Raw genomic sequence first — 26,875 nt, 5'->3', positions numbered from 1 at the left:
CGCCCGGTCCGTGACGGGCTCCCCACCGATCGTTCGGGGGTACTCCCATGTCCGTCACCGGAACCACCTCGTGTGCACCGGCCCAGACCGCTCTCCTGCCCGTCGTCGGCGGCGACACGCCCGTCCCGCTGGTCGACGGCCGGTCCGTGCCGTACGCCAACCTCGACTACGCGGCGTCCGCACCCGCGCTCGAGCAGGTCGCCGCCCGCGTCGTCGAGGTGCTGCCGCTGTACGCGTCCGTGCACCGCGGCGCCGGGTACCTGTCGCAGGTGTCCACCGCGCTGTACGAGGCGTCGCGGGCCGCGGTCGCGCGGTTCGTCGGGGCACGCGCGGACGACGTCACCGTCATCACGCGCAACACCACCGACGCGCTCAACCTGCTGGCCGGCTGCGTGCCGGACGGCGGCCGGGTCCTGGTCCTCGACGTCGAGCACCACGCCAACCTGCTGCCCTGGGTCCGCTCCGTGCGCGGGTCCGGCCGGACGGCGACGATCCTGCCCGCCGCGCCGACCGTGGCCGCGACGCTGACGGCGCTGCGCGACGAGCTCGCCCGGCAGCCGTACGCCCTGGTCACGGTCACCGGCGCGTCCAACGTCACCGGGGAGGCGCTGCCGATCGCCTCCGTGGTCGCGCTGGCGCAGGAGGCCGGTGCGCGGGTGGCGGTCGACGGCGCGCAGCTGCTGCCGCACCGGGCGTTCTCGCTCGCGGCCAGCGGCGTCGACTACGTCGCGTTCTCCGGCCACAAGACGTACGCCCCGTTCGGCGCGGGTGCCCTGATCGGCCGGCGCGACTGGCTGGACACGGGCACCCCGTACCTCGCGGGTGGCGGCGCGGTGCGCGACGTCCGCACCGACCGGACGCTCTGGCAGCCCGCGCCGGCCCGGCACGAGGGCGGCTCGCCCAACGTGCTCGGCGCGGTGGCGCTCGCCGAGGCGTGCGACACCCTGGCCGCACTGCCGGCCGGTGCGCTCGCCGCGCACGAGCAGGCGCTGCGGGACCGCCTCGTCGCCGGGCTCGCGGACGTCCCCGGTGCGCGCGTGCTGCGGCTGTGGTCGGACTCCAGCGACCCGGTCGGCGTCGTCGCGTTCACCGTGGGCGACCACGACGCCGGGCTGGTGGCGGCGTACCTGTCCGCCGAGCACGGCATCGGCGTGCGCGACGGGCGGTTCTGCGCGCACCCGCTGCTGGCGCGGGTCGGCGTCTCCGGCGGCGCGATCCGCGCCTCGGTCGGCGTCGGCACCACGGCCGAGACGGTCGACCGGCTGCTCGCGGGCCTGCGGGCGTTCGTCACCGACGGCCCGCGCGCCGCGTACGAGGTCGTCGACGGCTGCTGGACCGTGGCGGGGGACACCCGCCCGCGGCCGGCGGTGTCGGGCATCGACACCATCGCCGCGACCGCCGCCGCCGCGTGCGGTCCGGCCGTGGAGGACTGAGGCCTCCCCGCAGACGCGGTCCGGGTCGGCCCGAGCGGGGGGCAGGCCGGCCCGGACCGCCTCAGCGCACCGTCACGCCGAGGTGCGCGGCGAGCGCCCCCGCCAGCTCCAGCAGCTGCTGGTTGCTGATCGTCGCGCCCTTCAGCCCCGCCGTGCCGTCGAGCCCGGCGAGGTCCGCGCCACGCAGGTCGACCTCCCGCAGCTGGGCCCGCGTGACGTCCAGCCGGCCGATCCGGCAGCCCTCGAACCGGACGCGCGCGGCCTTCACGCCCGCCAGGTCCAGGTCCCCGATGGTGCAGCCGACCAGCCGCACGTCCTGCACCCGCGAGTCCCGCAGGTTGAGGTAGTCGATCTTGCCGCCCTCGACGGTCACCCGGTCCCACGAGCCGCCGAACGCCTCCAGCGCGCCGAACCGGCAGTCGCGCAGCGTCACGTCCCGCCACGTCCCGGACCGGGCGCGGAACGTGCCGGCGCGGCAGTCCGCCAGCGTGGTGTCCACCAGGTGCGCGTGGTCGACCGTCGCGCCGTCGAGGTCGCAGCCCCGCAGCAGGCACTCGATGAACCGGCTGCTCTCGGCGTCGACCCCCGCCAGGTCGTGGCCGTCGAGCAGGAGGCGGTCGTAGTCGCCCTCCGGCTCGAGCGGTCCGGCGTAGAGCTCCAGCGTGTCCTCGGGCGGGGTGGTCATGGGACCAGGGTGGCATCCCGGATCGAGCCTGTGGACGACGGCCGCCGGCGGTCCGCGCCGCCGTAGCGTGCTGGCATGGAGATGCGGGACGTCATCGCAGCGGGTGCGCACTCGGCCGGCCCGGCCGAGTGGGTGGGTGCGTTCCTGCTGTCGCCCGGCGCAGCCGCGGTCGCGGCGGTCGTCGCCGCGGTGCTCGCGCTGACGGCGGCCCGGTCGCGGATCCGCGCGGACGTCACGATGGCCCGCGAGGAGCGACGGCGGGCCGAGGCCTCGATCGCGCAGGCGAGGGCTGCGCAGGTCGAGGACCGCGACTTCGCCCACTGGTGGGACGCGTACCGCTGGGCCGTCGAGCGCGCCGACGACGACCGGCGGCAGGACGTGGCTCCGGTGATGTCGGCGCTGGGGCGTGCGGCAACCACCCCTGTGACCGTCGCGCTCGCGGCGATAGCGTGGCCCGGGGGGTCCGAGGACGAGCAGGAGCACCGACATGACTGACCGGACCGACATCACCAGGCGGCCCACGAGGCCGAGCGGACGCGCGGCGCGCCGGCAGGCGCTCGCCGAGGAGGACGCACGGGACGAGGCCCTCTGGCGCCTCGAGCTCAGCCGCTTCGAGCCCCGGACCGGCGGGCACGACGACGCCCGGCGCGCGCGGGAGCGCGAGCAGGAGTTCATCCGGCTCTCGCTGGAGTCCGCCCGGTACTGGCACGAGGAGCACAAGCGCCTCACGCGCGGCGGGCTGGTGCAGCAGATGTGGCGGTCGCTGTTCACCTGACGCGCGTACGCCGGCACACCTCACACCAGCGGTCGCACCGCCGCCGACAGGTGCAGCTTCCCCCGCTTCCCGTCCCACGCCACGACCGTCCACCCGCTCCCGTCCTCGCCACGTCCCACCCGCACCGCGGGCGACGAGGGCAGCAGCACCGGTGCCGCGAACTCCACGTCCCACGTGTACGCCTCACCGCGCCGGGCGCCGACGTCGGCCAGCGCCCGCGCGGCGGTGTACATGCCGTGCGCGATGGCCCGCGGGAACCCGAGCGCCCGTGCCGTGAGCGGCGTGAGGTGGATGGGGTTCGCGTCGCCGGACACCGCCGCGTACCGGCGGCCGGTCCCGGCGTCGAGGGCCCACCGCCCGGTCGGGGCCGGGGGGACGAACTCGGCCCGGGCCGCCTCCTCGGGCGCGGCGCCCGGCAGCCGGACGCCGGGCGCGAGGTAGGTGGACACCCCGCGCCACGCGGGGACGTCGCCCGGCGCGGAGCCGGCGCGCCGGACCTCCGTCACCAGGTCGACCTGCGCGCCCTTGCGGTGCGGCCGCAGGTCCTGCGCCCAGGCCCGGACGTCCAGCAGGTCGGTCACCCGCAGCGGCTCGCGCTGCTCGACGCGGTTGGCCAGGTGCACCATCCCGAGGGCGGGCAGCGGGAAGTCGGCGCGCACGATCAGCGCGGTCGCGACGGGGAACGCGAGCACGTGCACGTAGCCGGCCGGCAGCACGTCGCCGGCCGGCTCGCCGACCAGGTGCTGGTAGGCGGTGAGGGCGCCCGGGTCGGGCCGGACGTCGTCGAGCCGGTGCAGGACGGCGGGCAGCACGGGGGACCGGGGCGCGGACGGGGCCCCGCCGAGCGCGCGGCGCAGCGGACCGCCGACCGCCGCGCGGCCCGACGCGAGCCCGGCCCGGGCGTAGAGCGCGCCGAGGCCGGGCGGCTCGCGCAGCTCGACCTCGCGGCGGGTCCCGGGGGCGGCGACGGCCGTCACCGCCCCACCATGCTCTGCCCGCACACCCGCAGCACCTGCCCGGCGACGCCACCGGCCTGCGGCGACGCGAGGAACGCGACGGCCTCGGCGACGTCGACCGGCAGGCCGCCCTGCTGCAGCGACGACAGCCGCCGCGCCACCTGCCGGGTGAGGGCGGGCATCCGCGCCGTCATGTCGGTCTCGATGAACCCGGGCGCGACGGCGTTCGCGGTGCCGCCGAACGCGGCGAGCAGCGGCGCGGTCGCCTGCACCATGCCGATGACGCCGCCCTTGGACGCGGCGTAGTTGGACTGCCCGCGGTTGCCGGCGATGCCGGAGGTCGAGGCGAGCGAGACGATCCGCGGGGCGTCGGTGAAGTCGCCGGAGGTGAGCAGCGCCTCGTTGATGCGCAGCTGCGCGGCGATGTTCACGGCGATGACGGACTCCCAGCGGTCGGGCGTCATGTTGGCCAGCAGCTTGTCGCGGGTGATGCCGGCGTTGTGCACCACGACGTCGAGCCGGCCGTGCCGGGCGAGCGCGTGCTCGAGGATCCGGTCGCCGGCGTCGGCCGCGGTGACGTCGAGCTGGAGCGCGGTGCCGCGGACGCGGTTGGCGACGGCGGCCAGCGCCTCCCCGGCGGCCGGGACGTCGACCGCGACGACGGTGGCCCCGTCGCGGGCGAGCGTCGTGGCGATGGCCTCCCCGATGCCGCGGGCGGCGCCGGTGACGACGGCGACCCGTCCCTCGAGCGGCCGCTCCCAGTCGGCGGGCAGCGCACCGGCGGCGGAGTCGACCGGCAGCAGCTGCCCGTCGACGTACGCGGACCGGGCGGAGAGCAGGAACCGCAGCGCGCCCAGCACGCCCGGCGCGGTGACGGGCACGTCGTCGGCGACGACCACGCCGTTCGCCGTCGAGCCCCCGCGGAGCTCCTTGGCGACGGACCGCAGCGCGCCGTCGACGCCCTGGCGGGCCGCGGCGACGGCGGGCGCCTGGTCGGGGGTCGCCGGCCGGGACACGGTGACGACGCGGCCGTGCGACGCCAGCGTCTTCAGCACCGGCGCCAGGGCGAGCAGCGGCTCCGCGAGGTCCTGCGGGTGCTCGACCTCGGTCAGCGCGAGCACCACCGCGGCGAACCGGGTGCCCTCGGTGGCGTGCCGGCGGACGTCGAGGTCCCAGCCCTTGTGCTCGGGCGACGTGCCGGCGAGGAACTGCGCGAGCGTGTCGGCGTCGCCGCCGGTCCCGAGCACCAGCACGGGGCCGTCCACGAGCGGCGACCCCGGGCGGTGCCGGTGCAGCCGGGCCGGGCGCGGCAGCCCGAGCTGCTTCGCGAGCGTGGCGGTGACCCCGCCGTTGACGAGGTCCAGGTAGCGGTCGGTGCTGGTCACGCCGCCTCCAGGATCGCGGCGACGCCGAGGCCCCCGGCGGCGCAGACGGACACCAGGGCGCGGACCGGGCGGTCCTCGCCGGCGGCGAGCAGCTCCGCACGACGGCGGTGCAGCTGCTTGGCGACGCTCGCGACGATCCGCCCGCCGGTGGCGGCGAACGGGTGGCCGGCCGCGAGCGAGGAGCCGTGCACGTTGAGGCGCTCGCGGTCCACGGAGCCGAGGGCGTCGTCGAGGCCGAGCCGGGAGAGGCAGAACTCCTTGTCCTCCCACGCGGCGAGGGTGGTGAGCACCGTCGAGGCGAACGCCTCGTGGATCTCGACGTAGTCGAGGTCGGCCAGGGTCAGCCCCTGCCGCGCGAGCAGCCGCGGCACCGCGTACACGGGCGCCATGAGCAGACCGTCCTCGCCGTGCACGAAGTCGACGGCGGCGGTCTCGGCGTCGACCACGGCGGCCAGCGGGGTGAGGCCGCGGGCGCGGGCCCAGTCCTCCGACGCCAGCAGCACGGTCGAGGCGCCGTCGGTGAGCGGGGTGGAGTTGCCGGCGGTCATCGTCGCCGGGGTGTCCAGGCGCGTGCCGAACACCGGCTTGAGCTTCGCGAGCTTCTCGAGCGAGGTGTCGGCGCGCAGGTTCTGGTCCTGGACGAGGCCGCGGTACGGCGTGACCAGGTCGTCGAAGAACCCGTCGGCGTAGGCGGCGGCGAGCCGGTGGTGGCTGGCCAGCGCGACCTCGTCCTGCGCCTGCCGGGCGATGCCCCACTGCGCGGTGGTCAGCGCCTGGTGCTCGCCCATCGACAGGCCGGTGCGCGGCTCGTCGGTGCGGGGGGTCGCGGGCTTCAGGTCGTGCGGCCGGAGCGCGGACGCGGCCTGCAGCCGCTGCGGGAGGGTCTTCGCGCGGGAGAGCTGCAGCAGGGTGCGCCGCAGGCCCTCGCTGACGGCGATCGGCACGTCGGACGCCGAGTCGACGCCGCCGGCCACGCCGGACTCCACCTGGCCGAGCCGGATCTTGTTCGCGATCGACACCACGGCCTCGAGGCCCGTCGCGCACGCCTGCTGCAGGTCGTACGCGGGGGTGCGGGCGGAGAGCGGCGAGCCGAGCACGGCCTCCCGGGTGAGGTTGAAGTCCCGGCTGTGCTTGAGCACCGCGCCCGCCACCACCTCGCCCAGCACCTCGTCCTGCAGGCCGAACCGGGCGACCAGCCCGTCGAGTGCTGCCGTGAGCATGTCGAGGTTGCTCACGCGGGCGTAGGCGCCGCCGGCCCGTGCGAACGGGATCCGGTTGCCGCCGACGACCACGGCGCGCGTGGCGCCGGGCGTCGGGCTGGGGGTGGCTGTCATGGGGGGTCCTCCCGCATCGTCGTCGATGTCGCTGGGTGGTGCAGTCCCGGGCGGCTCCCGCGAAGACCAGGACTTCGGTCCCTTGCGGCAGTGCCCGAAACTCACAGTACCTGATACCGTCGGTTCTGTGAGCCCCATCACCCGGGAGACGTCGACGGCGACGGCCGACGGTGCCGCGCGGCCCGACGACGGCCGGTCCACCCGCTGGGAGGACCACCGCGAGGCCCGCCGCGCCGAGCTGGTGCGCGCGGCCCGCCGCGTCGTGCACCACGAGGGGCCGGACGCGTCGATGGACGACATCGCCGCGGCCGCGGGCACGTCGAAGTCGATCGTCTACCGGTACTTCACCGACAAGGACGGCCTGCAGCTCGCCGTCGCCGCGGCGGTGGTGGCCGACATCCGGGACGCGCTGGACGCCGCCGCCACCGGGGCCAGCACGCCGCGCGACGCGCTGCGCGGGATGGTCGACAGCTACCTCGCGATGATCGAGTCGTCGCCGCACGTCTACACGTTCGTGACCCGCGGCGGCTCCGTCGGGCCGTTCCTCGACTCCGTGACCGAGATGGTCGCCGCGCCGTTCGTCCGGGCTCTGGGCGTCGAGGAGTCGGACGCGGGCGACGACGCCGCGTGGGCCCGGCTCTGGGCCGCGGGCGCCGTCGGGTTCGTGCGCGGTGCGGGGGAGCGCTGGCTCGCCGCCCAGCCCGGCGCCGACCGCGAGGACGTCGCCACCCGCGTCGCCGCCTGGCTCTGGGCCGGCCCGGTCGGCGTCCTGTCCCGCGAGCGCACCGCCCGGCCCGCCGACCCGCCGGGCTGACCGGCGCCTGCACGGACCAGCACTGGCACGGACCTGCACCGACCTGCACGGACCTGCACGGACCCGCGTCGACGACGACGCACCGATCGAGGGAGATCGTCCATGACCACGACCGCACCGACCCCGGCCACCACCCCCGGCCCCGCGGTGACGACGCCGACCGCGACCGTGCGCCCGACCGGCACCGGCCACGCCACCCGCCGCGCGCCGGCCGACCCCCGGGTCGACGTCGGCCGGCTCACGGACGTGCTGCTCGGCCGGTACGCCGACCTGCGCCGGGGCGCCCGCGGGATCATCGCGCAGGAGCGGTTCCAGCGGGTCGAGGGCATCTCCGTCGCCGAGCACCGGGAGCGCGTCCTCGACCAGCTGCGCACCCTGGCAGCCGAGGGCGACGTGCTGCGCGCGTTCCCGTCGCGGCTCGGCGGAGCGGACGACCACGGCGGCAGCCTCGCGCGGTTCGAGGAGCTGGTCGCCGCCGACCCCTCGCTGCAGATCAAGGCGGGCGTGCAGTGGGGCCTGTTCGCGTCCGCGATCCTGCACCTCGGCACCGCGAGCCACCACGACCGGTTCCTCCCCGACGCCATGTCCGTCGCGGTGCCGGGCGCGTTCGCGATGACCGAGACCGGCCACGGCTCGGACGTCGCCAGCATCGCCACCACCGCCACCTACGACCCCGCGCGGGAGGAGTTCGTCGTCCACACCCCGTTCCGGGCGGCGTGGAAGGACTACCTCGGCAACGCGGGCCAGCACGGCACCGCCGCGGTCGTGTTCGCGCAGCTGGTGGCCCAGGGGCCGGACGACCGTCGCCCGGTCAACCACGGCGTGCACGCGTTCTACGTCCCGATCCGCGACCCGGAGACCGGCGCGTTCCTGCCGGGCGTCGGCGGCGAGGACGACGGGCTCAAGGGCGGGCTGAACGGCATCGACAACGGCCGGCTCTGGTTCGACCACGTCCGGGTGCCGCGCACCGACCTGCTGGACCGGTACGGCGCGGTCGCCGCCGACGGCACGTACACGTCGCCGATCCCCAGCCCGGGACGCCGGTTCTTCACCATGCTCGGCACGCTGGTCCAGGGCCGGGTGTCGCTGGACGGTGCCGCGGTGAACGCCGCCAAGATCGGCCTGGTGACGGCGGTGACCTACGGCAACCAGCGCCGGCAGTTCGCCGGGCCGTCGCCGACGGAGGAGGTCGTCCTGCTCGACTACGCCGAGCACCGGCGACGGCTGCTGCCGCTGCTCGCCGAGACCTACGCCGGGACCTTCGCGCACGAGCACCTGCTGACCGCCTTCGACGAGGTGTTCTCCGGCGCGAACGACACCCCGGAGTCGCGCGAGGAGCTGGAGACGCTGGCCGCCGCCCTCAAGCCGACGTCGACCTGGCACGCGCTGACCACGCTGCAGACCTGCCGGGAGGCGTGCGGCGGCGCGGGGTTCCTCACGGCCAACCGGCTCACGTCGCTGCGGGCGGACCTCGACGTCTACGTCACGTTCGAGGGCGACAACACGGTGCTGTACCAGCTGGTGGGCAAGCGGCTGCTCGCCCGGTACGGCCAGCAGGTCGGGGGCGACCCGGCGGTGCTGGCCCGGCTCGTGGCGGGCAAGGCGGCCGACGCGGCGCTGCACCGGATGCCGCTGGCCCGGGCGGTGCAGACCCTGGTCGACGCCGGCGACGTGCGGCGCTCCGCCGGCCAGCTCCGCGACCCGCACGCCCAGCGCGACCTGCTGGCCGACCGGGTCGCCACGATGGTGGCCGACCTCGCCCAGGCCCTGCGCCCGGCCCGCCGGGCCACCCCGGAGGTCGCCGCCCAGCTGTTCGACGCCCACCAGCACGAGCTGGTCGAGGCCGCGCGCGCCCACGCCGAGCTGCTGCAGTGGGAGGCGTTCACCCGGGCGCTGGACACCGTCCCCGACGCCGGCACCCGCCAGGTGCTCACCTGGCTCCGCGACCTGTTCGGGCTGACCGTCATCGAGCGGCACCTCGCCTGGTACCTGGTCAACGGGCGGCTGTCCGCGGGCCGCGCGCGCACCGTGACGTCGTACATCGAGCGGCTGCTGCTGCGGCTCCGGCCGCACGCGCAGGACCTGGTCGACGCCTTCGGGTACGGCCCCGAGCACGTGCGCGCCGAGATCGCCTCGGGCGCCGAGGCCGCGCGCCAGGACGAGGCGCGGGAGTTCCAGCGCGCGGCCCGCGCGTCGGGCACGGACCCGGTCCCGGAGCCCAAGCCCACCCGCTGACCCGGGTCCCCACCACCGAGTGGAGACTTCTGCCCGACACGCGCGGCGTGTCCGGGCAGAAGTCTCCACCTGATGGGATCAGGGGACGGGGAGCTGGGGGACGGCCGCCAGGAGGCGCCGGGTGTACGGCTGCTGGGGGGTGGCCAGGACCGAGGCCGTCCCGCCCTGCTCGACGACGCGGCCGTGGTGCAGCACCACGGTCTGCTCGCAGAGCCGGGCGACCACGGCGATGTCGTGCGACACCAGCACCAGCGTCAGCCCCTGCTCGCGTGCGAGGCGCTGCAGCAGCTCGACGACCTGCCCGCGGACGGACACGTCGAGCGCCGACACCGGCTCGTCCGCGACCAGCACCGACGGCGACGGCGCGAGCGCCCGCGCGATGGCGATGCGCTGCCGCTGCCCGCCGGAGAACTGCGCGGGGTACCGGGAGGCGACGTCGGGGTCCAGCCCGACGGACTCGAGCACGGCCGCGACCCGGGCCCGGTGGTCGCCGGGCACGCGGAGCGAGCGCAGCGGCTCGGCGACGACGGCCCCGATCCGCATCCGCGGGTCGAGCGAGGACCGCGGGTCCTGGAACACCGGCTGCACGTCGGCGCGCAGCCGGCGCAGCAGGCCGCGGTCGCGGCGGTCCAGGAGCTCGCCCCGGTAGCGGACCTCCCCGGAGCTGGGGGAGTCGAGGCCGAGCAGCAGGCGCAGGAGGGTCGACTTGCCGGACCCCGACTCGCCGACGATGCCCAGGCTGCGGCCGGCCTCCACCCGGACGTCGACGCCGTCGAGGGCCCGGGTGGCGCCGAACGACCGGGTGACCACGGCGGCCTCGAGCACGGGCGCGGTCATCGGTCTCCTCCGGTGGTCGGCAGCCCGGTGACGGCGCGCGCCGCCCCGACCAGCTCGCGCGTGTACGCCGCCTCGCCGCCGGCCAGCGCGGCCGCGACGGACGTGTGCTCGACGACCCGGCCGTCGCGCATGACGACGAGGTCCCGGGCGACGCGGGCGACGACGGGCAGGTCGTGCGTGACGAGGACGAGGGCGACCCCGGTGCGGTCGACCAGGTCGTCCAGCAGGTCGAGCACCTCGGCCTGGACCGTCACGTCCAGCGCGGTGGTCGGCTCGTCGGCCAGCAGCACCCGCGGCTCGCAGGCGAGCGCCATCGCCAGCGCGACGCGCTGCCGCTGCCCGCCGGACAGCTGCCAGGGGTAGGAGCCGAGGATCCGCTCGGTGTCGTCCAGGTGCACGAGCCGCGCCAGGCGGGCGGCCTCGTCCCGGGCGGCGGACCCGCGCAGGCCGCGGTGCAGCCGCAGCGGCCCGGTGATCTGCCGGCCGACGGTCATCAGCGGGTCGAGCGCGGTCAGCGGCTCCTGGAACACCATCGCGACCTGCGCGCCGCGGACCTTCGCGAGCCGGCGGGGCGGGAGCGTCAGCAGGTCGGTGCCGTCCAGCAGCACGCGGCCCGTGGCCCGCATGCCCTCGGGGAGCAGGCCCAGCACGGCGAGGGCGGTCATCGACTTGCCCGAGCCGGACTCGCCGACCACGCCGAGCCGCCCGCCGGCGTCCAGCGACCAGGACACCCCGTCGAGCAGGGCGCGGCCGCCCGACGTGGTGACGGTGAGGTCCTCGACGGACAGCAGGGGGCTCATCGGTCGCCTCGCAGGTTCGGGTCGGTGCGCTCGCGGATGCCGTCGCCCAGCAGGTTCAGGCCGAGCACGGTGACGACGATCGCGAGCCCGGGCAGGATCGCGCCCCACGGCTGGACGAGCATCGTGGACTGCGCCTCGTGCAGCAGCCGCCCCCAGGACGCGTTCGGCGGCGGGGCGCCGAGCCCGAGGTAGGACAGCGAGGCCTCCGCCAGCACCGCGCCGCCGCCGAGCAGCATCAGCTGCACCAGCAGCGTCGGCCAGACGTTGGGCACGACGTGCCGCAGCACGACGCCCCACCAGCCGGTCCCCGACGCGGTGGCCGCGGTGACGTAGTCCTCCCGCAGCACGCGGGCGACGTTCACCCGGGTGACCCGGGCGATGACCGCGGACCCGGAGATGCCGATGGCCCAGACGGCCGACGACAGCGACGCCCCGCGCACGGTGACGATCAGCATGGCCAGCAGCAGCGTCGGGAAGGCGATGAGGAGGTCGACCGCGGACAGCAGCGTGACGTCGACCCAGCGCCGGGTGGCACCCGCGAGCACGCCGACCAGCACGCCGAGCACGGCCGCGACCAGCATCGACGCGGCGGCGACGACCAGCGCGTTGCCGGCGCCGGTCATCAGCTGGCTGAGCAGGTCGCGCCCCAGGCGGTCGGTGCCGCCCCAGTGCGCGGCGCTCGGGCCGGCCAGGCGGTCGCCCGTGCCGGTGTCGTCCAGCGCGTAGGGGGTCCAGACCAGGGAGACGAGGCCGACCAGGGCGACGACCCCCACGAGCAGGGCCCCGGCGACCAGCGACGGCGGCAGGCCCCGGCGCCGGGTGCGCGGCTCGGTGGCGGGACCCGGGGCGATCGCGTCGGGCGCGGTCGTGGTGGTGGCGAGCTCGGTCACGCGGCCACCTCCCGGCTCAGCCGCAGGCGCGGGTCGATGGCGCGCTGCCCCAGGTCCACCAGCGTGCTGGTCACGAGGACGACCCCCGTCAGCGCGAGCACGAGCGCCTGCACCACGGGCAGGTCGCGCGACGTCACGGAGTCGAGCAGCAGCGTGCCGAGCCCGGGCAGCGCGAACACGTTCTCGATGACGACGGCGCCGAGCAGCGAGGTCGCGAGCTCGATGCCGAGGATCGACACCACCGGCACGGCGGCGTTGCGCAGCCCGTGCCGGGCGAGTGCCCGCCAGCGGCCGTAGCCGAGCGAGCGCGCCGTGCGCAGGTAGTCCTGGTCGAGGACGTCGAGGGTCGCCGACCGCACGTACCGGACCATGACCGCCGACATGGCGATCGCGACCGTCACCACCGGCAGCACGAGCGACCGGACGGCGGCGGCGGGGTCGTCCCAGCCGGTCCGCGGGAAGCCGCCGGCGGGCAGCACGCCCGCCTGCAGCGCGAACACCAGCACCAGCAGCACGCCGACCCAGAACACGGGCACGGCGACGCCGAGCTGGGACACCGCCGAGACCGCCACCCCGACGGGCCCGCGCCGGTGCACCGCGGCGATGACGCCGAGGGGCACCGACACGAGCACGGCCAGGACGAAGGCGGACAGGCTCAGCGGCACCGTGATCGGCAGCTTCTGCGCGATCAGGTCCGCGACCGGCAGCCGCGACACGAAGGACGTGCCGAGGTCGCCGCGGACCACCTGCCCCAGCCACTGCACGTACTGCGTCACCACCGGCTGGTCCGTCCCGAGCTCGCTGCGCAGCTGCTCGAGCTGGTCCGCGGTGGTGCCCACGCCCAGCGAGGTGCCCGCGCTGTCGCCCGGCAGCAGCCGGAGCACGACGAACACGACCACGCTCGCCAGGAGCAGGGAGATCAGCAGGGCGCCGACCCGCAGCAGCGCGGCACGCACGGTCTCAGGACTCCCGGACGATGTCGGCGACGTAGAACGACTCGGTGACCTGGTCGACCGGGAAGCCCGAGACGTCCGAGCGGGCGACGCGGATCTGCGGGTCCAGGTACAGCCACGCGGACGCCGCCTCCTCGCCGATCGTCTCGTTCACCTGGGTGAGCAGGTCGACCTGCTCGGCCTCGGTCGCGGCCTGGTCGGCGGCGGTCACCCACTCCTGCACCTGCGGGTTGTCGTAGCCCCAGTAGAAGTCGGGGTTCGCGTACCAGAGCACGTCGCGCGGGTTCACGTGGCCCATGAGCGTGGTCTCGAAGTCGTGGTCCGTGTAGACCTTCTGGTACCAGGTGGCGTCGTCGATCGGGTTCGGGGTGAGCGTCACGCCGACGGCCGCGAGGTCCTTGGTCAGCAGCGCGAGGATCGCCTCGGTGGTGTCGTCCGGGATGTAGTCGACCGAGATCGCGAGGTCGGTGACGCCGGCCTCGTCGAGGAGCGCCTGCGCGGCGTCCGGGTCGTAGCCGTGCACGTCGGCCTGGTCGACGAACCACGGGTCGGTCGGGGGGACCATCGAGCCGATGACCTGGCCGTAGCCGTCCCAGACCGCCGACAGGATCGCCTCGCGGTCGATCGCCTTGTACAGCGCCTGGCGCACGCGGACGTCGCTGAACGGCGCCTCGCGGTCGTTGAACGCCCAGATCTGCTTGGTCGTCGAGGTGCCCTCGGTGATGGTGAAGTCCGGGTCGTCCTCGAACTGCACGAGCTGGTCCGGGGAGTCCTCGGCGATGACCAGGTCCAGGTCGCCGGTGAGCAGCGCGTTGTTCAGCGCGGTGGTGTCCTGGAAGAACCGGAACGTCACGCCGGCGTTCTGCGCGGGCTCGCCCCAGTAGCCGTCGTTCTTCTCGATGGTGAGGTGGTCGCCCTGCACCCACTCGACGAACCGGTACGGGCCGGTGCCGTTGTCCGTCGTCAGCTCGGTGTCGCCGTCCTTCACCACGGTGACCGAGGCCAGGTAGAACGTCAGGCCCTGCGAGGGTCGCGACAGGTCCAGCTGCACCGTGGCGTCGTCGACGGCCGTGGCCTGCTGGATGACCAGCAGGTCGCTCTTGCGCGCCGACTTCGACTCCGGGCCGATCGCCTCGGAGATGCTCCACACCACGTCGTCGGCGGTCAGCGGCGTGCCGTCGTGGAAGGTCACGTCCGGCTGCAGGTGGAACGTGTAGGTGCGGCCGTCCTCGGACACGTCCCAGGACTCGGCCAGCGTCGGGATGACCTGGCCGTCGACGTCGACCGAGGTCAGACCCTCGTAGACGTTGCGGGTCATGGTCTGCGAGACGCCGGACGAGCCGCCGACGTTGCGGACCAGGCCGGTGGGCTCGTTGGTGGAGCCGATGACGATCTCGGCGGACGCGTCGGCGGCACCGGCGGAGCCGTCGGCGGAGCTGCCCGAGCCGGAGCCGGAGCCGCAGGCGGCCAGCGCCAGGGCGGCGGCGACGGCGAGGGCGGCCCCGAGGGGGGCGCGGGAGCGGCGGGATCTCACGGGTGGTGTCCTTCCGAGGAGGTGCCCGGGCGTACCGGGCGAGGGGTGCTGCAGGAGAGGGGAACCCGACCGGGTGGTCGGTGATTCCCGCGACGCGGGTGCGCGGCGGTGGTGCGCAGCGACGTGCGGCGGGGGAGGCGGACGTGGTCCGCGGGGCCGGGCGTGCCGGCGGCTCAGCGCGTCAGCGACGCGCGAGGGTGCTCAGCGACGACAACAGCACGCGGCGGTCGACAGGGGTCGACAGGCGCGGGGGCGTGCGGTGCGGGTCGTCAGCATGATGGCGGCGACTGTAGCAACAACCGACCACGACCCGGGACGGGTGGTCCGGCATGCGAGCGGACGTCACTCCGGGTTGCAGAGCGCGCCGATCATCCCGAGCAGCCCGACGTCGGGCCGCCACGGCTCGAGGTTCCAGGACGCCTTGTCCGGCGCGCCGATCAGGTGGCAGCTGAGCTGGTCCCGCATCGTCGCGCTGTCGGCGTCGGCGCCGAGCTGGGCCCGCACCAGCTCCTCCGCGGCGAGGCTGCCGCCGCGGGCCCACGTCGCCGGGACGACCGCGAGGCTGCGGCCGCCCTCGTCCTCCAGGTCGCGCCAGGTGGCCTCGCGGACGGCCGAGCCGGCGAACGTCGCGGTCACCGTGCCGCCCGGAGGCTCCTCCACGGTGCCGTCGGTCCGCACCGGCAGGGTCACCCGCCACTCGAGCGCGCCGTCCGACCCGATCGCCTGCACCCGCAGGCCCGACCCCACGGCCGCGCCCCCCAGCACGGGTGCGGTCACCGCCCCTGCCGCCCGCCCGGACGCGTCGCGCAGCACGGCGGAGCCGTCGTCCAGGCGCTCGAGCGCCATGCCCTCCGGCGCCACCAGCCACAGGACGGTGACGACCGAGCTGTCCCAGCCCTCGCCCTCAGGCACCCCGGCGGTCAGCGGGACGGCGCCGTCCTCGTCCGGGACGCCCGCGACCTCCTCGAGCGGCGGCCAGACGGACAGCGCGGCCTCGCCCGCCCGGACGACCAGCCCGTCGGCCCGCATGCCGTCGGTGCCGCCCGTCGTGACGAAGGCGGTGGTGCTCGGCGCGGGGGTCGGCGACCGCGTCGTCGGACCCGGGGCGGGGGACGCCGAGCACGCGGCCAGCAGCGCGAGCGCCGTGAGCACGGCGGCGAACCGGACGCGGGAGGAGGTCACGGCGCCCAGTGTGACGCACGTGTCAGCGCCGCCCCCGGGCGCCGGTAACCTTGGCCACGTCTGCTGACGCCCGCCTCGCCCGACGCGGGTGGCCACCTGAGCCGCCGCGTCCGGGCCACCAGCCCGAGGGATTCGATGACCAGCGCGCCCACCTCCTCGCAGCAGCCCGCCGACCCCGCCTCCGGGTCCCCGTCCGGGCACGTGTCCGACACGGTGGACAACGCCGCGGCCACCCCGGACCAGGAGCAGCCGTTCGCCGAGCTCGGCCTCAAGCAGGACGAGTACCAGCGGATCCGCGACATCCTCGGCCGCCGCCCCACGGCCGCCGAGCTGGCCATGTACTCGGTCATGTGGTCGGAGCACTGCTCGTACAAGTCGAGCAAGAACCACCTGCGCAAGTTCGGCGAGCGCGTCACGCCGGAGATGACCGAGCACCTGCTGGTCGGCATCGGCGAGAACGCCGGCGTCGTCGACATCGGCGACGGCTGGGCCGTCACCTTCAAGGTCGAGTCGCACAACCACCCGTCGTACGTCGAGCCGTACCAGGGCGCCGCGACCGGCGTCGGCGGCATCGTCCGCGACATCATCTCGATGGGCGCGCGGCCCGTCGCGGTCATGGACCAGCTGCGGTTCGGTGCGGTCGACCACCCCGACACGGCCCGCGTCGTGCACGGCGTCGTCTCCGGCGTCGGCGGCTACGGCAACTCCCTCGGCCTGCCCAACATCGGCGGCGAGCTGGTCTTCGACGCGTCCTACCAGGGCAACCCGCTGGTCAACGCCCTGTGCCTCGGCGTGCTGCGGCACGAGGACATCCACCTGGCCAACGCCTCGGGCGTCGGCAACAAGGTCGTCCTGTTCGGTGCCCGCACCGGCGGCGACGGCATCGGCGGCGCGTCGATCCTCGCGTCCGAGACCTTCGACGACACCAAGCCGTCCAAGCGGCCGAGCGTCCAGGTCGGCGACCCGTTCATGGAGAAGGTGCTCATCGAGTGCTGCCTGGAGCTCTACGCGGCCCGCGTGGTCGAGGGCATCCAGGACCTCGGTGCGGCCGGCATCTCCTGCGCGACCTCCGAGCTCGCGTCCAACGGCGACGGCGGCATGCACGTCGACCTCGAGGCCGTGCTGCTGCGCGACCCCACCCTGACGGCCGGCGAGATCCTCATGTCGGAGTCGCAGGAGCGGATGATGGCGGTCGTCACGCCGGAGAAGCTCGACGCGTTCCTGGCGATCACCGGGAAGTGGGACGTCGAGACGGCCGTGATCGGCGAGGTCACCGGCACCGGCCGCCTGACGATCGACCACCACGGCCAGCGGATCGTCGACGTCGACCCGAAGACCGTCGCGCACGAGGGCCCCGTCTACGACCGGCCGTACTCGCGTCCCACCTGGCAGGACGCCCTGGTCGCCGACTCCGTCAGCACCGCCGAGGGCGCCGAGCGGTACGCCCGGCCCGCGACGCCGGAGGACCTGCGCGCCACGGTGCTCGAGCTGCTCGCGTCGCCGAACCTCGCGTCCAAGGCCTGGGTCACCGACCAGTACGACCGGTTCGTGCAGGGCAACACCGCCCTCGCCCAGCCCGACGACGCCGGCGTGGTCCGCGTCGACGAGACCACCGGCCTCGGCGTCGCGCTCGCGACCGACGCGAACGGCCGCTACGCCAAGCTCGACCCGTACACCGGCGCGCAGCTCGCGCTCGCCGAGGCGTACCGGAACGTCGCCGCGTCGGGCGCCCGCCCGCTGGCCGTGACCGACTGCCTCAACTTCGGCAGCCCCGAGGACCCGGCGTCCATGTGGCAGCTCGTGCAGGCGATCGAGGGGCTGGCCGACGGCTGCGCCACGCTGTCCGTCCCGGTCACCGGCGGCAACGTCTCGCTCTACAACGGCACCGGCGAGCCCGGCAAGATCGACTCCGCCATCCACCCGACGCCCGTCGTCGGCGTGCTCGGCGTGATCGACGACGTCGCCGAGGCCACCCCGTCCGGCTGGACCACGCCCGGCCAGTCCGTCTACCTGCTCGGCACCACGCGCGGCGAGCTCGACGGCTCCGCCTGGGCCGACGTCGCGCACCAGCACCTCGGCGGCACGCCGCCCCGGGTCGACCTGGAGGCCGAGCGCCGCCTCGCCACCGTGCTGGTCCGCGCGTCACGGGACGACCTGGTCGACGCCGCGCACGACCTGTCCGAGGGCGGCCTGGCGCAGGCGCTGGTCGAGGGCTCGTTGCGCTACGGCGTGGGCGTGCAGGCCGACCTCGCCGCGCTGTGCGAGCGCGACGGCGTCACCCCGTTCGAGGCGCTGTTCTCCGAGTCGACCGCCCGCGCGGTCGTGGCCGTGCCGCGCAGCGAGGAGGTCCGGTTCGAGGACCTCTGCACCGCGCAGGGCGTCCCGGTGCTGAAGATCGGCGCCACCGCCGAGACGTGCAGCCCCGGTGCGGGCGCGCCGACGCAGGAGCGTCCCGAGGACCACGTGCACGCCCCGGCCGTCGAGGTCACCGGGCTGTTCACGCTGCCGCTGTCCGAGGCCCGCGAGGCCTTCGAGGCGACGCTGCCGCGCTACTTCGGCTGACCGCGCCGACCGGGGCGGTCCCGTCGCGCGCCGCGACGGGACCGGCCCCGGTCGGGGCGTGGCGCTCGGCCCCCGACGGCTGCGTCAGACCTTCCCGACGGGCACGACGACCAGAAAAGCGGTCGCTCGGTGCCGCGCCGGGTCCCTACGGTCGGTGCCATGGAACCCGACCGTGACGCCGCAGGGCGTGTGGTGCGCGTCGACCGCGGCGCGGTGCTCGTGCTGCGCGCGCACCACGCCGGGACCAGCGAGCCGATCCGCGTCCCCGTGCCCGGCGACGGGCTCGTCCCGCTGCTCGGCACTGACGGGGGCCCGGGCGAGCCGGTGCCCGCCGCCGTCGGCGACGGCGTCCTGCTCGGCACGCACCCGGACGGCTCGCCGGTGCTGGTCGCGCTCACCACCCGCCGGACCGCGGTCGTCCGTGACGGGCCGGACCGCACCTCGCGGGAGCAGGTGCTCGCCGCCAACGTCGACGTCGTGCTGGTGGTGGAGCACCTGGACCCCGACCCGAGCCTCGGGCGGGTCGAGCGCCTGCTCACGCTGGCCTGGCGGTCGGGCGCGACACCCGTCGTGGTGCTGACCAAGGCCGACCTGGTGCCGGACCCCGACGGCATGGCCGACGAGGTCCGCGCGGCGGCGATCGGCGTGGACGTGCACGTGGTCAGCGTGGCCGCGGGGACGGGCCTGGACCCGGTGCGGGCCCTGCTCGGGCCGGGTCGGACGCTGGTCGTCGTCGGGCCCTCGGGGGCGGGCAAGTCCACGCTGGTGAACGCGCTGGCCGGTGCCGAGGTGATGCTGACCGGGGACCGCCGCTCCGACGGCCGCGGCCGGCACACCACCGTGCACCGCGAGCTCGTGCCGCTGCCCGGCGGTGCCAGCCTGATCGACACCCCGGGGCTGCGCGGCGTCGGGCTGGTGGCGGACGCGGCGGCGCTGGGGACGACGTTCGCCGACGTCGCCGAGCTGGCGGCGGCGTGCCGGTTCGCCGACTGCGCCCACGGCACCGAGCCCGGCTGCGCGGTGCAGGCCGCCGTCGCCGACGGCTCGCTGCCCGCGCGGCGGCTCGACTCCTGGCGCCGGCTGGCCCGCGAGGCGGCCTACCAGGAGCGTCGGTCCGACGCCCGGCTGGCCGCGGCCGAACGGGACCGGGTCCGGCGGGCGACGGTCGCGTACCACCGGCTGCAGCAGGGTCGCCCGGCCCGCTGAGCGCAGCCCCGGCGGCACCGGGGAGAATGGGTGGCATGCCACCGCGCCGCCGCACCGACCCCGCGGTCGGCCGGGCCGCCGTCGCCGCCTGGCGCGCCGACCCGACCGACCCCGCCGCCCGCCGCACCGCCGTCCGGTTCACGCTCGAGGAGCTCGCCGACGTGGCGCCCGGGCACACCGTCGAGGTGCGGGTGCCCCCGGACGGCGCCGTGCAGGCGGTCGAGGGCCCGCGGCACACCCGCGGCACGCCGCCCAACGTCGTGGAGACCGACCCGCAGACCTGGCTCGCGCTGGCGACGGGCGCGCTCACCTGGGGCGCGGCGGTCGCGGACGGCAAGGTGTCGGCGTCGGGGGAGCGGGCCGACCTGGCCGCGTGGCTGCCGCTGCAGGCGACCCGTACCCGCTGACCCCGCTGACCCCGCTGACGCCGCTGACCCCGCGCGTCAGCGGGTGCGGATCTCGACGTCGCCGCGGTGCGCGTGCACGGTGCCGGCGGTGGCGGCCGCCAGCGCGGCGTCGAACGCGTCGAGGCGCGCCGGGGGCACCAGCAGGGTGAACCGGGCGGTCGCCCCGTAGGCGACGTCGGCCAGCGACGCCTCGTGCGCGCCGGCCCAGTCCCGCAGCACGCCGTGCAGGCGTCCGGCGTCGGCGTGCGGCGCGTCGACGGTCACGCGGACGGCCGCGCTGCGTCGCAGCACCGTCGCCCGGTCCAGCGCCTCGGACGTCGCCGTCGAGTAGGCCCGCACCAGGCCGCCCGCACCGAGCAGCACCCCGCCGAACCAGCGGGTCACCACCACGACCAGGTCGGTGAGCTCCCGGCGGCGCAGCACCTCGAGCATCGGGACCCCCGCGGTGCCGGACGGCTCCCCGTCGTCGCTGGACCGCTGCTGCTCGGCGAGCGGCCCCACGGCCAGCGCGACGCAGTGGTGCCGGGCGTCCCAGTGCTGCTTGCGCACCGCGGCGACCACGGCGTCGGCCTCGGCGACCGAGCCCACGGGCTCGGCGCGGGCCAGGAACCGGGACCTCTTGACCACCAGCTCGTGCTCGACCGCCGCGGCGATGGTGGCCGGGTACCGCGGCGCGGAGTCGTCGCCAGTTCCCACGGCTCGACCCTAGGCCCCCGGCACGCCCCACCCCGCACGAGGTCGTCAGACGTGCGCGAGGTCGTCCGTCCTGCGGGACGACCTCGTGCCCTGATGACGACCTCGGCGGCACCTAGGATCGGTGGGTGGCCGATGCGAGAGAACCGCGACCCGACGACGTGACGGGCGCCGCCGGCGTGCCCGCGGGCGGGGAGGCGCCGGTGCCCGACGAGGCCGAGCTGGCGCGGGTCGCCGAGCCCGCGCAGGTGCGCCGAGCCCCGAAGATCGGCGCGTTCATCGTCGCGGGCGTGCTGGTCGGGGCCCTGCTGGGCCTCCTCGCCGCGCTGCTGGTGGCGGGCTCCAGCAGCCTGGAGGCGGACGGCACCGCCTTCATCAGCGTCCTCGAGGGGCAGGGCAGCGCGCGGTTCATCTCGGCGCTCGCCGGTGCCGTCGTGGGCGGGTTCGCGGGTGCGGGGCTGGCGCTGCTGGCCGACCGCCGGAGCGTGCGCCGGGCGGAGCGCGACCGCCGCCGCTGACTCGGTGCCTCGCGTGGCATGTGTCACCATGGAGTCGTGGCCCCCCGCGGAGACGGACTGCTCAACCACGACCTCTTGCCGAACGAGAAGGGTCCCCAGGACGCATGCGGCGTCTTCGGGGTCTGGGCTCCCGGCGAGGAGGTCGCCAAGCTCACCTACTTCGGGCTCTACGCCCTGCAGCACCGTGGACAGGAGTCCGCGGGCATCGCGACGTCCAACGGCGAGCAGCTGCTGGTCTACAAGGACATGGGACTCGTCTCCCAGGTCTTCGACGAGACCGCGCTCAACGCCCTGCACGGGCACATCGCCGTCGGGCACGCGCGCTACTCGACCACGGGTGGCAGCACCTGGGAGAACGCGCAGCCGACGCTCGGCGCGACGGCCGGCGGCACGGTCGCGCTGGCGCACAACGGCAACCTGACCAACACGGCCGAGCTGGTCGACCTGGTCGCGGAGCGGTACGGCGCCCAGCGGCGCGGCGAGCTCGCGCGCGGCAACACCACCGACACGGCCCTGGTGACGGCGCTGTTCGCGGGCGACCAGGACCACACGCTCGAGGCCACCGCGCTGGAGGTGCTGCCGCGCCTCCGCGGGGCGTTCAGCCTGGTGTGGATGGACGAGCACACCCTGTACGCGGCGCGTGACCCGCAGGGCGTCCGCCCGCTGGTGCTGGGCCGGCTGGAGCGCGGCTGGGTCGTCGCGAGCGAGACCCCGGCGCTGGACATCGTCGGCGCGTCGTTCGTCCGGGAGATCGAGCCGGGCGAGCTGGTCGCGATCGACGCGGACGGGCTGCGCACGCAGCGGTTCACCGAGAAGCAGCAGCGCGCCGGCTGCGTCTTCGAGTACGTCTACCTGGCCCGCCCGGACACGTCGATCTCCGGCCGGTCCGTGCACGCCGCGCGCGTGGAGATGGGCCGGAAGCTCGCGAAGGAGCACCCGGTCGAGGCCGACCTGGTGATCCCGGTCCCCGAGTCCGGAACCCCCGCGGCGGTCGGCTACGCGCAGGCCTCGGGCATCCCGTTCGGCCAGGGCCTGACCAAGAACGCGTACGTCGGTCGGACGTTCATCCAGCCGTCGCAGACGCTGCGGCAGCTCGGCATCCGCCTCAAGCTCAACCCGCTCCGCGAGGTCATCCGCGGCAAGCGCCTGGTGGTCGTCGACGACTCGATCGTCCGCGGCAACACCCAGCGCGCGCTGATCCGGATGCTCCGCGAGGCCGGCGCGGCCGAGGTGCACGTGCGGATCAGCAGCCCGCCGGTCAAGTGGCCGTGCTTCTACGGCATCGACTTCGCGTCCCGCGCGGAGCTGATCGCCAACGGCCTGGCCGTGGAGGAGATCGGTGCCTCGCTCGGCGCCGACTCGCTCGGCTACATCTCGATGGACGGCATGATCGCCGCCACCGAGCAGCCCGCCTCGCAGCTGTGCACCGCGTGCTTCAGCGGCACGTACCCCATCGAGCTGCCGTCGGCCGACCGGCTCGGCAAGCACCTGCTCGAGCAGAACGAGCTGCCGCTCGGCGCTCCGGAGGACGGGCTCGCGACGCTCGTCCCGGGCTCGGGCGCGTCCACCGCACTGGAGCACCCGTGACCGAGGGCATCACCTACGCCGGCGCCGGCGTCGACACCGAGGCCGGCGACCGCGCGGTCGAGCTGATGAAGGACGCGGTGCGCGCGACGCACGGCTCCGAGGTGCTCGGCGGGGTCGGCGGGTTCGCCGGGCTGTTCGACGCCTCCGCCCTGGTCGGCTACCGGCGCCCGCTGCTGGCGACCTCCACCGACGGCGTCGGCACCAAGGTCGCGATCGCGCAGGCGATGGACGTGCACGACACGATCGGGTTCGACCTGGTCGGCATGGTCGTGGACGACATCGTCGTCGTGGGCGCGAAGCCGCTGTTCATGACCGACTACATCGCGTGCGGCCGGGTGGTGCCCGAGCGGATCGCCGACGTGGTCCGCGGCATCGCGGCGGCCTGCTCCGTGGCCGGCACGGCCCTGGTCGGCGGCGAGACCGCGGAGCACCCGGGGCTGCTCGGGCCCGACGAGTACGACGTCGCCGGCGCGGCGACGGGCGTGGTCGAGGCCGACGCGCTGCTCGGCCCGGAGAAGGTCCGCGCAGGCGACGTCCTCATCGCCCTCGGGTCGTCCGGGCTGCACTCCAACGGCTACTCGCTGGTACGGCGGGTCGTCGCGCACGCCGGCTGGGCGCTGGACCGCGACGTGCCGGAGCTCGGCCGGACGCTCGGGGCCGAGCTGCTCGAGCCGACCCGCGTGTACGCGTCCGACTGCCTCGCGCTGGTCGAGCGCGCCGGGGGAGCGGTGCACGGCTTCAGCCACATCACGGGCGGCGGCCTCGCGGCGAACGTCGCGCGCGTGCTGCCCGCCGGCCTCGTCGCCGACGTGTCCCGCGCGGGCTGGACGCTGCCGCCGGTGTTCTCGCTGGTGCAGGCCGCCGGCGGGGTGCCGTGGGCCGACCTGGAGCGCACGCTCAACCTCGGCGTCGGCATGGTCGCGATCGTGGACGCCGCGGCCGCCGACGCGGTGCAGCGGCACGCGGTCGAGCTCGGCATGACCGCCTGGCACCTCGGCGAGGTGCGCGCGCTCGCCGACGCGGACGCCGACGCGGGCCCGGACCTGGTCGCGGGGACGAAGGGCGTGCAGGGCGGCGCGGTCCGGATGAGCGGCACGTACCGCACGTCCTGACCTCCGGCCGCCGGGTCGCCCGGCGGGCTCGCCGATGTCGTCACATCGGCGCGAGGTCGTCACGTACGTGACGACCTCGCCGACGACTGACGACCTCGCGGCTGCCGGACGACGCGGGGCGCGACGGATCCGCGAGGGGTGCCGGGCGTGACGGTGCCCGGACGGCCGAAGGTCCACCCCGCGACCGGTGACCGGCGCGAGGTGGACCTGCGGTACGTCAGGGTGCCGCGGGAGCCGCGGCGGGGCCGGTGTCACGCGGTGCGCGGCTGCCGGCCCGGGTATTCAGCGCTCGTCCGCCCAGCGAGGGGGGTACTCGTCACCCTCGTCGTCGGTGTCCTGGCGGCTGTCCGTGACGAGGTCGTTCCCGTGCCCGGTGAGCTCCTGCTCCAAGGCCCGGTAGTTGGTGTCAGGGCTGAAGTACTTCAGCTCCCGCGCCACCTTCGTCTGCTTAGCCTTCTGACGGCCGCGCCCCATGGCATCGACCCCCTCTAACGTGGAAGCGGGGCGGCTCCGTGCTCACACGTGCGGCCCCGGGATGCTGAATAGTCTGTTCGAGTCGCAACGGTACATGGTCCTGACGCATTCCGACCACTCGCCGCGGGAGTGACGCGGGCCGCTCGCGCGGGGGTCCGGACGCCCGACGGTCCGCGCGGTGCCGACCGGGATCGGGGCGCCGCGCCCGCCACGTGCTCGGACGGCTCCCCGTGCGCCCGGGACGGGCCGTCCGGCGGCGGGCGGCCGCGCTCCGGCACCCGGACGGCGCGCTCACGGCGGCCCTCGGTGTGACATTCGACACTCCCCGGCGGGTGAGACGGCCCGGTCGGAGAGCGACCACGGGTCACCCGCCCGGCGGCAGCCGCTCGGCCGGCCGTGGCGAACCCGGAGGTCGCGGCCGTGCGGTCCTGCGCTGTGACTGGCCCCGCGACCCGAACGGGTGAGGCGCGGAGCGTGCAGTACGCCCGTTCGGCCCAGGTCCCTGGCGCGCGGTCATGTCCGCTACGACCTAGAGTGTCCGAATAGTTACCGCTTGTCCGGAGATAGGACGTAGGTACCAGTTGTGTGGAGTTCGCTCGTGACAGAGTCGTCGCGGTGGGGGCGCAAGGGGGGTTCAGCGCAATGAGGTCGCCGTCGTCATCCCCGTCGGGAGCAGTCCCGGCGTCGATGCCGAGGTCGACCACGTTCTTGACAGCCATGGCGACGGGTCGGGCGACCCGTCTCCACGAGAACACCACCCCGGAGGTCTGACGTGTCCGCCCCCCACACCGAGAACGAGATCCTGCTGACGCCGTCCGAGGTGGCGAGCCTCTTCAGGGTCGATCCCAAGACCGTGACGCGCTGGGCGAAGTCCGGCAAGCTCTCGTCGATCCGCACGCTCGGCGGTCACCGCCGCTACCGCGAGACCGAGGTGCGCGAGCTGCTCGGCGGCATCCCCGGCCAGCGCGGCGACGACGTCTGACCGCTCGGGCCGAGCTCCCGCCGGCCGGCGTCGCTGCCGGCCGGCCGACGCCGTCCGCGCGCCCGGGGACCCGGGACCGGGCCGTGATGTCCGATGCCCGCCAGAACCCGGCGGTGCGCGCGGCGCATGATGAGGGCATGTCCCTCGACGTCCAGCCCCTCGACCTCCCGGTCGCCCCCGCGGCACCCGCCCCCGCGGCGACCGAGCCGCTGATCGCCACGGTGCTGCCCTCGCCCGCGGGCGAGCTGGCCGTGCTCCTCACGCAGGACGGCGTCGTCCGTGCCGCAGGGTTCGCCCCGCTCGGCGCGATGCTCGCCCGGCTGCCGCTGGGCCTCGCGGCACGGGGCCACGAGCGGCTGACCGCCGCGGACGTCGCGGCCCGCGCCGGCGGGGCAGCGCTCGTGGTCGAGGCGGCCGCCCGGTACGCCGACGGCGAGGCCACCGCGCTCGACGCCGTCGCCGTCGCCCAGCCCGGAGGACCGTTCCAGCAGCGCGCGTGGGCGGCGATGCGCGCGATCCCGCCGGGCACCACGGCCACGTACGCCGAGCTGGCGCTGGCGGCCGGCAGCCCCGCCGCGGTGCGCGCCGCGGGCTCGGCCTGCGCGCGGAACCTCGTCGCCCCGTTCGTCCCGTGCCACCGCGTCCTGCGCAGCGGCGGTGCGCTCGGCGGCTACTACTACGGCCTCGACGTGAAGCGGTCGCTGCTCGCGCACGAGTCGCGCGGCTGACCGGAGCGGGTCAGCGCCGGACGATCAGCACCACGGCTAGGGCCAGCACGCCGACGCCGGCGGCCAGCACCGCCCGGGCCCGGTTCCGGTTGGCCGGGTCCGCGGCGGGGTCGGTGCCCACGGCGTCCCGGACGAGCTTGCGGGCGTTCGCCTTGGCGTCGGCCACCTGCCGCTGCGGGCTGAGCCGGGCGGCGAGCTCGTCGGCGGTCCCGGCGAGCTCGGCGCGGGTCAGCGCGACCTCGGTCTCCAGGGCGGTGATCGACGGGTGGGGCGTGGTTCCGCTCATCGGCGCAGACCCTCCTTCACGGACCGGGACACGGTGTCGGCGTCCTCCTTGATGCCCGCGATCGCCTTCTCCGGCGTCGGCGGGGTGCCCTTCTTCAGGCTCTTCACGCCGATCAGCGCGAGCACGGCCGTGATCACGGCCAGCACGACGAGGACGATCAGGGCCGCGAGCCACGGCGCGACGGCCTCGCTCAGGGCGAGGATCGCGGTCGTCACCAGCACGGCGAACGTGAAGAAGCCGAAGAACGCGGCGCCCGCCAGCAGGCCGGCGCCGATCCCCGCGGCCTTGGCCTTCTGCGCGAGCTCGGCCTTGGCCAGGTCGATCTCGGCGCGCACGAGCCGCGCGGCCTGCTCGCCGAGCCGGCTGATGAGCTGGCCGATCGACTGCTGGTCCGGGCCGGACCCGCTGCCCGATGTCGTCGTCATCCGGTGCTCCTTCGTGGACGGGGAGGCGTTCTGCCTCAGTGTGGCCCGTCCGGGCGATCCGCGCAGGTGGGACGCACCGCGG

Annotated in this window: 27 protein-coding genes; 13 read left to right on the top strand and 14 right to left on the bottom strand. The window is 75.6% G+C overall.

Going from position 1 to position 26,875, the window contains the following annotated elements:
- Positions 1 to 47 precede the first annotated feature (47 nt).
- A complete protein-coding gene (locus ACWPWW_RS08895) occupies positions 48 to 1,433 on the top strand; it encodes an aminotransferase class V-fold PLP-dependent enzyme (RefSeq protein ID WP_454049955.1) in 1,386 nt (461 codons plus the stop codon).
- A 61-nt stretch (positions 1,434 to 1,494) separates the two neighbouring features.
- Here the strand turns inward: ACWPWW_RS08895 and ACWPWW_RS08890 are convergent, their stop codons facing one another.
- Positions 1,495 to 2,118, bottom strand: a complete 624-nt coding sequence (locus ACWPWW_RS08890; protein ID WP_454049954.1) for a pentapeptide repeat-containing protein — start codon at positions 2,116 to 2,118, stop codon at positions 1,495 to 1,497.
- A gap of 75 nt (positions 2,119 to 2,193) precedes the next feature.
- On the opposite strand from ACWPWW_RS08890, the gene ACWPWW_RS08885 reads away from it, so the two are divergent.
- Both ACWPWW_RS08885 and ACWPWW_RS08880 read left to right on the top strand, forming a co-directional pair.
- A complete protein-coding gene (locus tag ACWPWW_RS08885) occupies positions 2,194 to 2,613 on the top strand; it encodes a hypothetical protein (protein ID WP_454049953.1) in 420 nt (139 codons plus the stop codon).
- Complete coding sequence (locus ACWPWW_RS08880; RefSeq protein ID WP_454049952.1) at positions 2,606 to 2,893, top strand: hypothetical protein; 288 nt, start codon at positions 2,606 to 2,608, stop codon at positions 2,891 to 2,893. The genes ACWPWW_RS08885 and ACWPWW_RS08880 overlap by 8 nt, the downstream gene beginning before the upstream one ends.
- 20 nt (positions 2,894 to 2,913) lie before the next feature.
- On the opposite strand, the gene ACWPWW_RS08875 is transcribed toward ACWPWW_RS08880, so the two are convergent.
- Genes ACWPWW_RS08875 through ACWPWW_RS08865 form a run of 3 tightly spaced genes read right to left on the bottom strand, consistent with a single transcriptional unit; the run spans position 2,914 to position 6,568 of the window.
- Entirely contained in the window at positions 2,914 to 3,870 is a 957-nt protein-coding gene (locus tag ACWPWW_RS08875) for a MaoC family dehydratase (protein ID WP_454049951.1), read from the bottom strand.
- The gene (locus tag ACWPWW_RS08870; protein WP_454049950.1) at positions 3,867 to 5,234 is read right to left on the bottom strand and encodes a 3-oxoacyl-ACP reductase; all 1,368 of its coding nucleotides are present in this window, start codon (positions 5,232 to 5,234) and stop codon (positions 3,867 to 3,869) included. Before ACWPWW_RS08870 ends, ACWPWW_RS08875 begins: the two co-directional genes overlap by 4 nt.
- Positions 5,231 to 6,568, bottom strand: a complete 1,338-nt coding sequence (locus ACWPWW_RS08865) for an acetyl-CoA C-acetyltransferase (RefSeq protein ID WP_454049949.1) — start codon at positions 6,566 to 6,568, stop codon at positions 5,231 to 5,233. Before ACWPWW_RS08865 ends, ACWPWW_RS08870 begins: the two co-directional genes overlap by 4 nt.
- Positions 6,569 to 6,695: 127 nt before the next feature.
- On the opposite strand from ACWPWW_RS08865, the gene ACWPWW_RS08860 reads away from it, so the two are divergent.
- Together ACWPWW_RS08860 and ACWPWW_RS08855 are read left to right on the top strand one after the other, a co-directional pair.
- Positions 6,696 to 7,382 (top strand): TetR/AcrR family transcriptional regulator, encoded by a 687-nt coding sequence (locus ACWPWW_RS08860; RefSeq protein WP_454049948.1) that lies wholly within the window; start codon positions 6,696 to 6,698, stop codon positions 7,380 to 7,382.
- 102 nt (positions 7,383 to 7,484) lie between these two features.
- Entirely contained in the window at positions 7,485 to 9,617 is a 2,133-nt protein-coding gene (locus tag ACWPWW_RS08855; protein ID WP_454049947.1) for an acyl-CoA dehydrogenase family protein, read from the top strand.
- A 78-nt stretch (positions 9,618 to 9,695) separates the two neighbouring features.
- Here ACWPWW_RS08855 and ACWPWW_RS08850 read toward each other — a convergent pair whose 3' ends face one another.
- The 6 genes from ACWPWW_RS08850 to ACWPWW_RS08825 all read right to left on the bottom strand — a co-directional run bounded on the left by ACWPWW_RS08850 (position 9,696) and on the right by ACWPWW_RS08825 (position 15,813).
- Positions 9,696 to 10,454, bottom strand: a complete 759-nt coding sequence (locus ACWPWW_RS08850) for an ABC transporter ATP-binding protein (protein ID WP_454049946.1) — start codon at positions 10,452 to 10,454, stop codon at positions 9,696 to 9,698.
- The gene (locus tag ACWPWW_RS08845) at positions 10,451 to 11,254 is read right to left on the bottom strand and encodes an ATP-binding cassette domain-containing protein (RefSeq protein ID WP_454049945.1); all 804 of its coding nucleotides are present in this window, start codon (positions 11,252 to 11,254) and stop codon (positions 10,451 to 10,453) included. Before ACWPWW_RS08845 ends, ACWPWW_RS08850 begins: the two co-directional genes overlap by 4 nt.
- On the bottom strand, positions 11,251 to 12,144 hold the full coding sequence (locus ACWPWW_RS08840; protein ID WP_454049944.1) for an ABC transporter permease: 894 nt from the start codon (positions 12,142 to 12,144) through the stop codon (positions 11,251 to 11,253). The genes ACWPWW_RS08845 and ACWPWW_RS08840 overlap by 4 nt, the downstream gene beginning before the upstream one ends.
- A complete protein-coding gene (locus ACWPWW_RS08835; protein WP_454049943.1) occupies positions 12,141 to 13,100 on the bottom strand; it encodes an ABC transporter permease in 960 nt (319 codons plus the stop codon). The genes ACWPWW_RS08840 and ACWPWW_RS08835 overlap by 4 nt, the downstream gene beginning before the upstream one ends.
- 4 nt (positions 13,101 to 13,104) lie before the next feature.
- Complete coding sequence (locus ACWPWW_RS08830; protein ID WP_454049942.1) at positions 13,105 to 14,631, bottom strand: ABC transporter substrate-binding protein; 1,527 nt, start codon at positions 14,629 to 14,631, stop codon at positions 13,105 to 13,107.
- 342 nt (positions 14,632 to 14,973) lie between these two features.
- Positions 14,974 to 15,813, bottom strand: coding sequence for a DUF2599 domain-containing protein (locus ACWPWW_RS08825; protein WP_454049941.1), 840 nt, complete (start codon positions 15,811 to 15,813; stop codon positions 14,974 to 14,976).
- 135 nt (positions 15,814 to 15,948) lie between these two features.
- Here ACWPWW_RS08825 and purL point away from each other — a divergent pair, with 135 nt between their 5' ends.
- The 3 genes from purL to ACWPWW_RS08810 all read left to right on the top strand — a co-directional run bounded on the left by purL (position 15,949) and on the right by ACWPWW_RS08810 (position 19,988).
- Complete coding sequence (gene purL / locus ACWPWW_RS08820; RefSeq protein ID WP_454049940.1) at positions 15,949 to 18,375, top strand: phosphoribosylformylglycinamidine synthase subunit PurL; 2,427 nt, start codon at positions 15,949 to 15,951, stop codon at positions 18,373 to 18,375.
- Between the two features lie 159 nt (positions 18,376 to 18,534).
- Positions 18,535 to 19,581 carry a ribosome small subunit-dependent GTPase A gene (rsgA, locus tag ACWPWW_RS08815; RefSeq protein WP_454049939.1) on the top strand — a complete coding sequence of 349 codons (1,047 nt, stop codon included), beginning with the start codon at positions 18,535 to 18,537 and terminating at the stop codon, positions 19,579 to 19,581.
- Positions 19,582 to 19,616: 35 nt separating this feature from the next.
- Positions 19,617 to 19,988, top strand: a complete 372-nt coding sequence (locus ACWPWW_RS08810; protein ID WP_454049938.1) for a sterol carrier family protein — start codon at positions 19,617 to 19,619, stop codon at positions 19,986 to 19,988.
- A gap of 36 nt (positions 19,989 to 20,024) precedes the next feature.
- On the opposite strand, the gene ACWPWW_RS08805 is transcribed toward ACWPWW_RS08810, so the two are convergent.
- Positions 20,025 to 20,684: an IMPACT family protein gene (locus ACWPWW_RS08805; protein WP_454049937.1), complete on the bottom strand. Its 660-nt coding sequence runs from the start codon at positions 20,682 to 20,684 to the stop codon at positions 20,025 to 20,027.
- Positions 20,685 to 20,809: 125 nt separating this feature from the next.
- Between ACWPWW_RS08805 and ACWPWW_RS08800 the strand changes: the two genes are divergently transcribed.
- From ACWPWW_RS08800 to purM, 3 genes are read left to right on the top strand one after another with little or no spacing between them, the layout of a single operon-like run.
- Positions 20,810 to 21,199, top strand: a complete 390-nt coding sequence (locus ACWPWW_RS08800; protein WP_454049936.1) for a histidine kinase — start codon at positions 20,810 to 20,812, stop codon at positions 21,197 to 21,199.
- Positions 21,200 to 21,235: 36 nt separating this feature from the next.
- On the top strand, positions 21,236 to 22,786 hold the full coding sequence (gene purF / locus ACWPWW_RS08795; protein WP_454049935.1) for an amidophosphoribosyltransferase: 1,551 nt from the start codon (positions 21,236 to 21,238) through the stop codon (positions 22,784 to 22,786).
- Positions 22,783 to 23,898 (top strand): phosphoribosylformylglycinamidine cyclo-ligase, encoded by a 1,116-nt coding sequence (purM, locus tag ACWPWW_RS08790; protein ID WP_454049934.1) that lies wholly within the window; start codon positions 22,783 to 22,785, stop codon positions 23,896 to 23,898. Before purF ends, purM begins: the two co-directional genes overlap by 4 nt.
- A gap of 282 nt (positions 23,899 to 24,180) precedes the next feature.
- On the opposite strand, the gene ACWPWW_RS08785 is transcribed toward purM, so the two are convergent.
- Complete coding sequence (locus ACWPWW_RS08785; RefSeq protein ID WP_454049933.1) at positions 24,181 to 24,372, bottom strand: DUF3073 domain-containing protein; 192 nt, start codon at positions 24,370 to 24,372, stop codon at positions 24,181 to 24,183.
- Positions 24,373 to 25,144: 772 nt separating this feature from the next.
- On the opposite strand from ACWPWW_RS08785, the gene ACWPWW_RS08780 reads away from it, so the two are divergent.
- On the top strand, positions 25,145 to 25,354 hold the full coding sequence (locus tag ACWPWW_RS08780; protein ID WP_139405057.1) for a BldC family transcriptional regulator: 210 nt from the start codon (positions 25,145 to 25,147) through the stop codon (positions 25,352 to 25,354).
- A 137-nt stretch (positions 25,355 to 25,491) separates the two neighbouring features.
- Positions 25,492 to 26,082 carry a methylated-DNA--[protein]-cysteine S-methyltransferase gene (locus ACWPWW_RS08775; RefSeq protein WP_454049932.1) on the top strand — a complete coding sequence of 197 codons (591 nt, stop codon included), beginning with the start codon at positions 25,492 to 25,494 and terminating at the stop codon, positions 26,080 to 26,082.
- Between the two features lie 10 nt (positions 26,083 to 26,092).
- On the opposite strand, the gene ACWPWW_RS08770 is transcribed toward ACWPWW_RS08775, so the two are convergent.
- Positions 26,093 to 26,368, bottom strand: a complete 276-nt coding sequence (locus ACWPWW_RS08770) for a DUF3618 domain-containing protein (protein WP_454049931.1) — start codon at positions 26,366 to 26,368, stop codon at positions 26,093 to 26,095.
- Positions 26,365 to 26,793: a phage holin family protein gene (locus ACWPWW_RS08765; protein WP_454049930.1), complete on the bottom strand. Its 429-nt coding sequence runs from the start codon at positions 26,791 to 26,793 to the stop codon at positions 26,365 to 26,367. The genes ACWPWW_RS08770 and ACWPWW_RS08765 overlap by 4 nt, the downstream gene beginning before the upstream one ends.
- Positions 26,794 to 26,875 lie beyond the last annotated feature (82 nt).

Source organism: Cellulomonas sp. Marseille-Q8402 (assembly GCF_965119525.1).
The sequence above is the reverse complement of the archived record's forward strand: the minus strand, read 5'-3'. Positions and strand labels throughout refer to the sequence as shown.

Excerpts from the sequence above, each read along its gene's own strand:
- ACWPWW_RS08865 (WP_454049949.1), bottom strand. The coding sequence starts at position 6,568 with ATGACAGCCACCCCCAGCCCGACGCCCGGCGCCACGCGCGCCGTGGTC.
- rsgA (WP_454049939.1), top strand. The coding sequence starts at position 18,535 with ATGGAACCCGACCGTGACGCCGCAGGGCGTGTGGTGCGCGTCGACCGC.
- ACWPWW_RS08885 (WP_454049953.1), top strand. The coding sequence starts at position 2,194 with ATGGAGATGCGGGACGTCATCGCAGCGGGTGCGCACTCGGCCGGCCCG.
- ACWPWW_RS08895 (WP_454049955.1), top strand. The coding sequence starts at position 48 with ATGTCCGTCACCGGAACCACCTCGTGTGCACCGGCCCAGACCGCTCTC.
- ACWPWW_RS08880 (WP_454049952.1), top strand. The coding sequence starts at position 2,606 with ATGACTGACCGGACCGACATCACCAGGCGGCCCACGAGGCCGAGCGGA.
- ACWPWW_RS08855 (WP_454049947.1), top strand. The coding sequence starts at position 7,485 with ATGACCACGACCGCACCGACCCCGGCCACCACCCCCGGCCCCGCGGTG.
- ACWPWW_RS08775 (WP_454049932.1), top strand. The coding sequence starts at position 25,492 with ATGTCCCTCGACGTCCAGCCCCTCGACCTCCCGGTCGCCCCCGCGGCA.
- ACWPWW_RS08770 (WP_454049931.1), bottom strand. The coding sequence starts at position 26,368 with ATGAGCGGAACCACGCCCCACCCGTCGATCACCGCCCTGGAGACCGAG.
- ACWPWW_RS08810 (WP_454049938.1), top strand. The coding sequence starts at position 19,617 with ATGCCACCGCGCCGCCGCACCGACCCCGCGGTCGGCCGGGCCGCCGTC.
- purL (WP_454049940.1), top strand. The coding sequence starts at position 15,949 with ATGACCAGCGCGCCCACCTCCTCGCAGCAGCCCGCCGACCCCGCCTCC.
- ACWPWW_RS08785 (WP_454049933.1), bottom strand. The coding sequence starts at position 24,372 with ATGGGGCGCGGCCGTCAGAAGGCTAAGCAGACGAAGGTGGCGCGGGAG.
- ACWPWW_RS08890 (WP_454049954.1), bottom strand. The coding sequence starts at position 2,118 with ATGACCACCCCGCCCGAGGACACGCTGGAGCTCTACGCCGGACCGCTC.
- ACWPWW_RS08765 (WP_454049930.1), bottom strand. The coding sequence starts at position 26,793 with ATGACGACGACATCGGGCAGCGGGTCCGGCCCGGACCAGCAGTCGATC.
- ACWPWW_RS08845 (WP_454049945.1), bottom strand. The coding sequence starts at position 11,254 with ATGAGCCCCCTGCTGTCCGTCGAGGACCTCACCGTCACCACGTCGGGC.
- ACWPWW_RS08850 (WP_454049946.1), bottom strand. The coding sequence starts at position 10,454 with ATGACCGCGCCCGTGCTCGAGGCCGCCGTGGTCACCCGGTCGTTCGGC.